At 65.4% G+C, this 3,538-nt stretch carries 3 protein-coding genes and 1 pseudogene; 2 read left to right on the forward strand and 2 right to left on the reverse strand.

The window, feature by feature from the left end; all coding sequences use genetic code 11:
* Positions 1 to 1,178, reverse strand: a 1,178-nt coding sequence (locus MOV74_RS33925; RefSeq protein ID WP_246931342.1) for a molybdopterin cofactor-binding domain-containing protein, incomplete at its 3' end; no start/stop codon positions are given.
* A complete protein-coding gene (locus MOV74_RS33930) occupies positions 1,178 to 1,660 on the reverse strand; it encodes a (2Fe-2S)-binding protein (RefSeq protein ID WP_246931343.1) in 483 nt (160 codons plus the stop codon). The genes MOV74_RS33925 and MOV74_RS33930, both read right to left, overlap by 1 nt.
* Before the next feature lie 248 nt (positions 1,661 to 1,908).
* On the opposite strand from MOV74_RS33930, the gene MOV74_RS33935 reads away from it, so the two are divergent.
* Both MOV74_RS33935 and MOV74_RS33940 read left to right on the forward strand, forming a co-directional pair.
* A complete protein-coding gene (locus MOV74_RS33935) occupies positions 1,909 to 3,366 on the forward strand; it encodes a 6-hydroxynicotinate reductase (protein ID WP_246931344.1) in 1,458 nt (485 codons plus the stop codon).
* Positions 3,363 to 3,538: pseudogene (locus MOV74_RS33940) on the forward strand (UPF0280 family protein); the annotation flags it as partial. The gene MOV74_RS33935 and the pseudogene MOV74_RS33940, both read left to right, overlap by 4 nt.

The raw sequence follows: 3,538 nt of genomic DNA on the forward strand, positions 1-3,538 counted from the left end.
CGCGACAGCAGCAGCGCATCGGCGGTGACGTCATCGGCGCAGTTGCGGCCGTAGCAGCCGGCGGCCTCCAGGCGGATGACCTCGATCTCGCTCTCAGGCCGCTCGATCAGCAGGGCAAGGTCGCTGCGCAGCACATGCGGGTTCTGCGTGCCCGACCAGACGCGGATGTTGCCGCCCTGAAAATCGGCGACCGCGCAGGACGGACCAATCGAGGCGTGCATCTGATATGGCCAGACGTAAGTGCGCTGCATCGGCTTGGCCGCGCCTGAGATCGCCGCGTCAACGTCGCCCTTGTCGATCAGCGTGCGTGGCGTCGACGGATTGGCGCGCAGTGCGGTCTCGACGTCGGCGAGATCGGTGAGGGTGGGCGTCGGTTTCCAGCCGACCTTGAGCTGTTCTGCCGCGCTGATCGCATTCTCCTCGCGCTCGGCGACGACACCGACGAAATCGCCGATACGGACGACGGCGATCAGGCCAGGGACGTCGCGCACCGAGGATTCATCGACCGCGATCAGACTGGTGCCGACGAACGGGCCGGCATCGACACCGGCATAGGGCGGGCGCACCACACGACCGTGCAGCATGCCGGGCACCCGGATATCGTGCACAAAAGTCAGCTCGCCCGTGGCCTTGGCGGGGAGGTCGACGCGCGGCATCGACTGACCGACGATGGCGTAGTCGCCGACGGGTTTAACCACGACATCGTCGGCAAGCTCGAGCCTGATCTCTTCGTCGCCGATCAACTCGCCATAGGTGACGCTGCGATTGTCGTGCCCGCGCACGAGGCCGTCCTCAATACCGAGATCGGCCTCCGGCAGCTCCAGCCGCTCGGCTGCGCGCGCGATCAGGAAGTGACGCGCTTGCGCTGCGGCCTTGCGCAGGGGGACGGCTGTGATCTGGATGGTCTCGCTCGCGATCGTCGCGCCCTGGTTCGGCACCACAGAGGTGTCGCCAAGCACCACGACGACGCGCGCAAAGGACACATCCAACTCCTCGGCGACGATCTGGCCGAGGGCGGTGCGGATGCCGGTGCCGAGATCGACATGGCCGTTATAGGCCGTGACCGACCCGTCCGCGGTAATGCGGACGAAGGTTTCGGATGTGATCTCGTCCACCGTGCGGACGACGACGAGCGAACCGGATTGCCGCTCAGCTCCATCAGGGACAGGAGAGATCATCAATCACCGGCCTCGGCGAGCTGGCCCGACGCGCGCATTACGGCGCGCAGGATTTCGACATGGGTGCCGCAACGGCAGAGATTGTAGCGCAGCGCTGCCAGCGCCTCCTGTTCGCTCGGTCGCGAGTTGATCGCGAGCAGCGCCTTGGTGGTCATGATCATGCCGTTGAGACAGTAGCCGCATTGCGCGGCCTGTTCGTCGATGAAGGCCTGCTGCACCACATCAGGCTTGTCGCGCGTGCCGAGCCCTTCGAGCGTCACGATGTCGCGGCCGGCGCAGCCGCTCACGGGAATCACGCAGGAGCGGGCCGCGGCCCCGTCAATCAGGACAGTGCAGGTGCCGCATTCGCCAAGACCGCAACCATATTTGGGGCCGTTGAGCGCGAGGTCGTTGCGCAGCACGTAGAGCAGCGGCGTCTCTGGCGCCGCAGCGATCTCGTGGATCCTGCCGTTCACGGTGAGGCGGATCGGTGCCTGCGTCATCCTCGTTCCCAAGCTCGCGGCCAAGTGCTCGCAAATTTACGTCGCGACGATACCGTTTGTACACAAACGTGCAAGCCGTGCATGCCGCAGTGCAGCGCGACTGCCTTCTTTGTGGACAGAGCGGTTAGGCAAATGAGGTTTTATGCAGCAGCCGCATCTTTTGCGCCGCACCGCCGCTTGACAGCCATCGGGAGCGCGCGCACCATCGTTCGTATACGAATGATAACTGCGGTCCGCCGGCTTCTCACATGGTGATGGAAACAACGAGCCCTGCCATCGACAAGATCCGCTGCGATGCATGTCCGGTGATGTGCTACATCAAGCCGGGCGCGGCGGGTGCCTGCGATCGCTATGCCAATCACGAGGGCAAGCTCGTCCGCGTCGATCCGCATGTGATCCTGGAGCGCACCGTCTCACATGGCGGCAAGCTGGTCCCGTTCAGCCGCACCGAAGATTGGGACGGCAAGATCGTCCACGAGCCCTCGACCTTCGTCACTGCGATCGGCGCGGGCACCACCTATCCCGACTACAAGCCGGCCCCCTTCATCGTCTCTGCTGAGGTCGACGGCGTCGACATGGTGACTGTCGTCACCGAGGGCATCTTCTCCTATTGCGGCATCAAGGTGAAGATCGACACCGACCGATATCTCGGCCCCGAAACCGCGACGGTGCGCGCGCAGGGCGAGGCGGTCGGCCACGTCACCACCAGCGAATACGGCTCGCAGATGCTCTCGCTCGGCGGCGTGCATCATCTGACCGGCGGCTCCAAGAAGGAAGGCCGCGTCACCTGCGACACGCTGATGGACCTCGCCAATTGCAAGGCGGTGGAGCTGACCATCGACGGCGGCGCGAGCGTGGTCGTGCAGGCCGGCCAACCGCCGATCGTCAACGGCGTGAAAGAAGAGCGGATGCGCGTCGGCTGCGGCTCGGCGACGATCGGCATGTTCGCCAAGCAATGGCACGGCAAGGTCGACGAGGTCGTCGTGGTCGACGACCACATCACCGGCGTGCTGAGCGAACACCAGGCCGGCAAGCTGCTCGACATCGCCGACACCGGCATCAAGATGAAGGGCCGGCGCTCGACGCCCGGCCGCTATTTCCAGGTCGCCGATCCCGGCACGGGGTGGGGCGGAACCGACATCTCCGATCCGCTGGCGATCCTTGGGCCGTTCGATGCCAAGGAGGCAAAGGCCGGTCTGACCATGCTCATGGTTTCCACCACCGGCGAGCATTCGTCCTATTACGTGCTCGACGAGACACTGAAGCCGGTCGAGACCGAGATGCCTGCCGATCTGAAATTCTCGGTCGAGCGCATCCAGGAGAATTGCGAGCCGGCGCTGTGCACGGTGCTGTTCATGGCTGGCGCCGGCGGCTCGCTACGCGCCGGGGTCACCGACAATCCGGTGCGGCTGACGCGCTCGGTGAAGGATGCGCTGACGCGCGTCACCAGCGGCGGCGCGCCGGTCTATGTCTGGCCGGGTGGCGGCATCACCTACATGGTCGACGTGACGCAGATGCCGGCGGGCGCGTTCGGCTATGTGCCGACGCCAGCGCTGGTCGCGCCGATCGAGTTCACGATGAAGCTGTCGGACTACGCCGCGCTCGGCGGGCACATGGATTATGTGAAGCCGCTCGCCGAGGTGCAGGGGGGCGACGATATCAGGCAATTGCCCTGGCAGAATCCAATTCCGGGACCCCGGGCATGACAAGGCTCCCGCAAATCGCATTGCTGTCTGATGGCCGGCGGCTGCATTTGCAGGATGGACCGATCGATCTGATCGTGGAGGCGAGGGGGCGCGCGGACGCTGTGCGCGCAGCTTATGAGGCTGCGGCGCGGCGGTTCACGGGGCTGCTCGACGAGCTCTGCGCGGAGCTGCC

This window comes from Bradyrhizobium sp. SHOUNA76 (assembly GCF_023006445.1).
Taxonomy (GTDB): domain Bacteria; phylum Pseudomonadota; class Alphaproteobacteria; order Rhizobiales; family Xanthobacteraceae; genus Bradyrhizobium.

Bases quoted from the DNA above. Each gene is read 5' to 3' on its own strand.
- MOV74_RS33930 (WP_246931343.1), bottom strand. From the start codon at position 1,660: ATGACGCAGGCACCGATCCGCCTCACCGTGAACGGCAGGATCCACGAG.
- MOV74_RS33935 (WP_246931344.1), top strand. From the start codon at position 1,909: ATGGTGATGGAAACAACGAGCCCTGCCATCGACAAGATCCGCTGCGAT.